Consider the following 6,693-nt stretch of genomic DNA (forward strand, 5'->3'; position numbering starts at 1 on the left):
ATGTTAGGAATAATTTTAGGAGCCATCGTTTTAATTAACGGGACCTTCTTAGTGAAATTTGTTATGGACTTATTAGCACACCGTGAAGAAACAAAAGCAGAACCCGCACCAACTGTTGGTCTCGCTATTTCATCATTTATTATGTTCTTTTTATCAACATTTGGAATTTCAGACTTTGCGATTTCAACGGTCTTGTATCGTAAATTAAAGTGGGTGGATGATAAACGCTTACCTGGTACATTAAATACACAATGTGTGTTACCCGTAGCAGTTATGGCATTATCATACATCTCTGGAATTCAAGTCGATCTTACTACATTACTTGTATGTATTGGAGCACAAATTTTAGGTGCTTATGTCGGACCACGCTTTGTTGTGAAACTACCCGTTGAATTGATTCGTAAATTTATCGGTATTGGTCTTGTGATTGCATCAACATTAATTGTTGCAGGTAAAATGAATATTATTCCATCAGGTGGAACGGCTACGGGACTTTATGGCGTGAAACTTGTTGTGACTGCAATCTTAATCTTTATCTTTGGCGCTTTAAATAATATTGGTATTGGTTCTTATGCACTAACAATGGTTACGGTTTATGGAATGGGTCTGAACCCAGGGGTTGCATTCCCAATTATGATGGGTGCTGCGACATTCTCAGTTCCTGTTGGAAGCATGCAATTTATTAAATTTGGTGAATACAGCCGTAAGATTACATTATTCACGTCAACACTTGGTGTTTTAGGGGTTCTTATTGCAGTTTTCCTTGTGAAGTCGTTAGATGTAAGTATGTTACAATGGCTTGTAGCGGGAATTCTTCTCTATAGTGGAGCAAGCATGATTTATGAAGAGTTCTTTAAATCAAAAAAAATGGTAGAAGCAAACTAGGAGGCTATGATGTTAGTTATTAGTAAGAGTGATATCGAAAATGTATTTTCAATGAAAGAAGCCATTGAAGCGGATAAAGAAGCGTTACGCATGTATACAGAAGGTGGTACCACAGTACCCCTTCGTACAAATATTGATGCGAAAAATGGGCAAAACTTATTTATGCCTGCTTATGTTTCAGAGTTGAATACTACAGGAATTAAAATTGTTTCTGTATTCCCAAATAATCCAAGTCTTGGAAAACCAGCAGTACCTGCACAAATGGTGCTACTTGATGGGGAAACGGGAGAAGTTTGTGCCATGTTGGATGGTACTTATTTAACACAATTAAGAACGGGTGCTGTTCAAGGCGCTGCAACGGATTACCTTGCATGTGCTGATGCGAAAGAAGCGGTTTTAATTGGAGCAGGTGGACAAGCGGAATCTCAACTTGAAGCAATGCTTGTTGTTCGTGATTTAGACCGTGTGGGTGTTGTGGATCTTAACCGTGAATTTGCGGAAAAATTTGTAGCACGCATGAATGAAAAATTTGCGTCATACAATACTGAAATTTATTTAGTTGAAGATGTTGATGCAGCCATTTCAAATGCGGATATTATTACTGCAGTTACAACATCAAAACGTCCTGTATTTGATGGTTCCCTTGTGAAACCAGGCGCTCACGTTAATGGTGTGGGTGCGTATACTTCAGAAATGAAAGAAGTTCCTGTTGAAGCGATTGCGAAAGCAGATGTTGTTGTGGTTGATACCTTTGATGGTGTCTTTGCAGAAGCTGGGGATGTCTTGAGTGCCTTGGAACAAAATCTTAAAACAAAAGAAGATTTTGTGGAGATGGGGACTTTAGCACTTGACGGTTCAAAAGGACGTCAACGTGATGATCAAATTACATTCTTTAAATCTGTAGGGACTGCAGTTCTTGATGTTGTTGTGGCACATAAGATTTATGAAAAAGCACGCGAACTAGGAATTGGTACTGAAATTTAATTACGGTACGTTTCGATGTATACAAATGAAAAACCCTTATCCATGTTTTTTGGATAAGGGTTTTTATTTCTGGTAGGCCTCTGATTTATTTCAACTTAAAGTTAAGGTATGATTTAAAAGTATTTTTAGGGTGAATCTTGGTTAGCGTTCATTTATGAATGGACACAGTTGTTTTACCCAAACCATCATTTCACTTTCCTTTTCGTGTCCATAAAGGACTGCCATGCATTCAAAGATACGAAAGCATGTTCGTGCCTTCAATGTTCGTTATCACTTAACAATGAGGCTATTATGCGTCCTCGCGTTGATTTAAAAACAACTGTGTCTTTCAAAATGTATTAATGAGCCCCTTGAGGGATGATTGGTTTTTCAGAATCTTTAAAGATTTGATGCACGTACGCTCTTGACTGTGGTTTTCCCTCCAAAAGATCAGGGGTGATAAAATAACCGGCAACCGATTCCGCAAAGGCTTCGTAAGTATTTGTAGAGCCATAGGTGCCATCTTGCCATTCATTCAAATAAATCTGTTCCCATTCTGTTGTGTCATGCGCCCCGGTGGCAAATCCGTATAAATGAGCCATCTCATGATACATGCTTTCTGTATCCATAATCATCCAATCTTGAAGCAAATATATATATGGTTCATGTGGCATTACATAAGCATAGGACCCTTCTGGAACTTCATGGTAACCACGACGAAACGCATAGAAATATTGGCGTAGTTTGGTTGGCATGCCCGCAATCATAGGATGAGATAAATCGGGCTTGTCGCCATGGTAATTATAATTGATGCCATAGGATGAAATATCTTCGTACTCTAAATTTTGATTGGAATTTGAATCAGAATCTTCGCCCGAATCCGTTTCCTCAAGGACGTCTTCTTCAACAGAGCGAGTGTCAACGACACTGATGTTTTGGTAGCGCCGTAAAAGTTCGGGTACGACCACGTTTTCAAGGTGCTCAACTTCTAAGACATCCGATCCAATCGATGCTTCGGTTTTTGAATACTGTTTTGTTTCTTTGTGGCAACCACTTAATAAAAGGAATAGGCAAAGTGTAAAAAGTGTTGGTTTCATAGATCCCCCTTGAAAGCAATAAAACGCCTGGTACGGCGTTTTAAAATAATGTATGAATTGCGTTATAAATACCGTTATCTAAAATATCGGTTGTGACATAGTCCGCTGCTTCTTTAACATGTTCAGGGGCATTACCCATGGCAACCCCAATTGCAGCCATTTCAAGCATGGTTAGATCATTGGCGGCATCGCCAAATGCGATCACCTCATCCCATGTTAAACCGAGACGATCTAAAACAATTCCAATTCCCGCGATTTTACCCGCACGGATTGAATAAATATCATAGGCATCAGCATACGCTTTCGCATAATGTCCATCCGGACATAATGCTTTTGAAGCTTCAATAAGGGATTCATCACCCATTAAAAAGAGACCCATAGGGACTTCATCACCTTCTTCAATTGACTGAGCGTGTGTGTAATCCACAAGAATGTCTTGTTTTTCACTGCCTTGCATATATACCGTTTGAAATATTTCAAGATTACGGTAGACACGCATATCATGTTGCATTTTCATAGCAAGGCCAATATCGTGGTGATTGCAGTAGTCAATGATTGCATTGACTTCACTGCGCACCATTGGCACATTAAAAATTACATCCTTATTATGATCATAAACACATGCACCATTAATGGTGACATAGTAATCCGGATTAATGGTTTCGTGGATATCATCATGAATGAAGTAAAAAGCACGTCCGGTTGCAATCATTACTTCGATTCCTTTCGCTTTAAGATCGTTAATTGCTTGAACTGCTGTTGATTCTATTTTGACTTTTCCGCGTTTGATGAGGGTATCATCAATGTCAAAAATCGCGAGTTTTATTTTTTTAGTTTCCATATTCATTATTTTAACACATTTCTCTTTCATATTAGCGTTCTTTTATGTATAATATACCATAAGTTTATGGAGGTAGATGAATATGATGAATGGTAAAGTAATTAAAGAAGCTTACACATTCGATGACTTGCTTTTAGTTCCTGCAAAGTCAGAAGTTGTGCCAGCTCAAGTTAAATTACAAACGCGTCTAACGGATAAAATTACACTGAACATCCCTATTGTTTCAGCTGCAATGGACACTGTTACTGAAGATGCCATGGCAATCATGCTTGCGAAATTGGGCGGTATGGGATTTGTGCATAAAAACATGCCAATTGAAGCGCAAGCAGCAATGATTAAAGCCGTTAAAGAAACTGAAGTTGAATCATCATTCGAGGATGCAAACATCGACCCACAAGGACGCCTACGTGTAGGTGCTGCAGTTGGCGTTGGCGAATCATCATTAGAACGTGTACGTGCACTTGTTGAAGCAGGTGTGGATATCGTTGCGGTTGATAGTGCTCATGGACACTCACAAGGTGTTATTGACACTGTGCGTATGATTCGTGCCGAATTCCCAGAATTAGATATTGTTGGTGGTAATATAGTTACTGCACAGGGAGCAACAGATCTAATCTATGCGGGTGCTAACGTTATTAAAGTTGGTGTTGGTCCTGGATCAATCTGTACAACACGTGTTGTAGCAGGTGTTGGGGTTCCCCAATTAACTGCTGTAAACGATGTTTACTCTGTAGCACGCCAATATGGTGTGGGTGTTATTGCCGACGGTGGTATTAAACTATCCGGAGATATTGCAAAGGCACTTGCAGCCGGTGGAAGTTGTGTTATGCTAGGTGGGTTACTTGCGGGTACTGAAGAAACACCTGGAGAAGTAATGGAAGTATTTGGTAAAAAGGTTAAAGGTTATGTTGGAATGGGATCATTAAGTGCGATGCAACGTGGTTCAAGTGATCGTTATTTCCAAGGTGGCGTTTCTGAATTGAAGAAGCTTGTACCAGAAGGTATTGAAGCGACGGTTCCTTTTAAAGGATCAATTCGTGATGTTATTTATCAAATGCTTGGTGGATTACGTTCTGGAATGGGTTACTGTGGTTGCGGAACGATTGAAGAAATGCACCAAAAAGCGCAGTTTGTGAAAATCACAGGCGCAGGACTTCGTGAAAGTCACCCTCACGATGTTGACAACGTGAAGGAGGCACCAAATTATCATGGCAAATAAGATTATTGTTTTAGACTTTGGGTCACAGTATAATCAGTTAATTGTTCGTCGTATTCGTGATTTAGGCGTATACAGTGAATTATTAGATAATGAGATTACAGCTGAAGAAATCCGCGCAGATAAAGATATCGCAGGTATCGTTTTATCCGGTGGACCCAACTCTGTGTATGCAGATAATGCATATCACATTGATCAAGAAATTTTTGAACTTGGATTACCAATTTTAGGTGTATGCTATGGTATGCAACTTATGGCACATCAAAATGGTGGTAAAGTTGAATCACATTCAAAACGTGAATACGGCTTAGCACCGATTGAAGTAAAACAAGACAACCCAATTACTCAAGGATTACCAGCATCATATAATGTTTGGATGAGCCATGGCGATCAAGTTAAAGCAGTTCCTGCTGGATTTGACGTATATGCTTCATCAGAAAATACAGACATCGTTATGATGGGGAATGATGAAAAGAAACAATATGGAATCCAATTCCATACTGAAGTACGCAATACTGAAAACGGTATTGAAATGTTAGAAAACTTTGTATTCAACGTATGTAAAGCTGAAGCAGGATGGGATATGGAGCATTTTGTTGAAGAACAAACTGCAATCATCCGTGAAAAAGTAGGTAACGAACATGTTATCTGTGCGCTTTCAGGTGGTGTTGACTCTGCTGTTGTTGCAGCACTTCTACACCATGCAATCGGCGATCAACTCACATGTATCTTTGTAGACCATGGTCTACTCCGTAAAGGGGAAGCTGACAGTGTAGTTGAAGTATTCCAAGATCACTTTAAGATGAATTTAATCAAAGTTGATGCACAACGTCGTTTCTTAGACAAACTTGCAGGCGTTGATGATCCTGAGAAAAAACGTAAAATTATCGGTAACGAATTTATTTACGTATTCGAAGATGAAACTAAAAAGCTTCGCGATGCGAAATGGTTAGCACAAGGAACTTTATATACTGATGTTATTGAATCAGGAACAAAGACCGCTCAAACAATCAAATCACACCATAACGTTGGTGGATTACCTGAAGATATGGACTTCAAATTGATTGAGCCACTTGATACACTCTTCAAAGATGAAGTGCGTAAATTAGGACTTGTTCTTGGTTTACCAGAACATATCGTTCACCGTCAACCATTCCCAGGACCTGGAATCGCAATCCGTATTCTTGGTGCTGTCGATGAAGAAAAAATTAAAATTGTACAAGAGAGTGATTACATTCTCCGTGAAGAAATTGCGAAAGCCGGTCTTGACCGTGAAATCTGGCAATACTTTACAGTACTAACAAACTTAAGAAGTGTGGGTGTCATGGGTGATCAACGTACTTATGATTACACACTTGCAATCCGTGCCGTAACATCAATTGATGGAATGAGTGCAGACTTTGCACGTATCCCATGGGATATTCTCCAAAAAATCTCAGTTCGTATCGTAAATGAGGTTCAAGGAATTAACCGCATCGTCTATGATTGTACTTCAAAACCACCAGCAACAATTGAGTGGGAGTAAAAGAAAAAGAACTGTAAGACCGGAACTGACCTAGTTCCTTGGGACTAAAGAAAAAACCAAGTTAGGATGAAGTTAACCGATAATTTACGGGAGATTGATATCCTAGCTTTTCTTGTATTCGATTTTCATTGTAATATTTTAAATAGTTTATCACAGTTTGTGATAC

At 39.2% G+C, this 6,693-nt stretch carries 7 protein-coding genes; 4 read left to right on the top strand and 3 right to left on the bottom strand.

Going from position 1 to position 6,693, the window contains the following annotated elements; genetic code table 11:
- A complete protein-coding gene (locus EPJ89_RS07805; protein ID WP_161637538.1) occupies positions 1-885 on the top strand; it encodes a sulfite exporter TauE/SafE family protein in 885 nt (294 codons plus the stop codon).
- 9 nt (positions 886-894) lie between these two features.
- Positions 895-1,869, top strand: a complete 975-nt coding sequence (locus EPJ89_RS07810) for an ornithine cyclodeaminase family protein (protein ID WP_161637537.1) — start codon at positions 895-897, stop codon at positions 1,867-1,869.
- A 338-nt stretch (positions 1,870-2,207) separates the two neighbouring features.
- On the opposite strand, the gene EPJ89_RS07815 is transcribed toward EPJ89_RS07810, so the two are convergent.
- Positions 2,208-2,945, bottom strand: a complete 738-nt coding sequence (locus EPJ89_RS07815; protein WP_200549435.1) for a hypothetical protein — start codon at positions 2,943-2,945, stop codon at positions 2,208-2,210.
- A 40-nt stretch (positions 2,946-2,985) separates the two neighbouring features.
- Entirely contained in the window at positions 2,986-3,816 is an 831-nt protein-coding gene (locus tag EPJ89_RS07820; RefSeq protein ID WP_161637535.1) for a Cof-type HAD-IIB family hydrolase, read from the bottom strand.
- Between the two features lie 52 nt (positions 3,817-3,868).
- Between EPJ89_RS07820 and guaB the strand changes: the two genes are divergently transcribed.
- Both guaB and guaA read left to right on the top strand, forming a co-directional pair.
- Positions 3,869-5,005, top strand: coding sequence for an IMP dehydrogenase (gene guaB / locus EPJ89_RS07825; RefSeq protein ID WP_200542865.1), 1,137 nt, complete (start codon positions 3,869-3,871; stop codon positions 5,003-5,005).
- Complete coding sequence (gene guaA, locus EPJ89_RS07830) at positions 4,995-6,527, top strand: glutamine-hydrolyzing GMP synthase (RefSeq protein ID WP_161637534.1); 1,533 nt, start codon at positions 4,995-4,997, stop codon at positions 6,525-6,527. The genes guaB and guaA overlap by 11 nt, the downstream gene beginning before the upstream one ends.
- 61 nt (positions 6,528-6,588) lie before the next feature.
- Here the strand turns inward: guaA and EPJ89_RS07835 are convergent.
- The coding region (locus EPJ89_RS07835) for an IS3 family transposase (protein ID WP_161637407.1) at positions 6,589-6,693 on the bottom strand (105 nt) is incomplete at its 5' end.

Origin of the sequence: Erysipelothrix sp. strain 2 (EsS2-6-Brazil) (assembly GCF_016617625.1) — a bacterium.
GTDB lineage: Bacteria > Bacillota_I > Bacilli_A > Erysipelotrichales > Erysipelotrichaceae > Erysipelothrix > Erysipelothrix piscisicarius.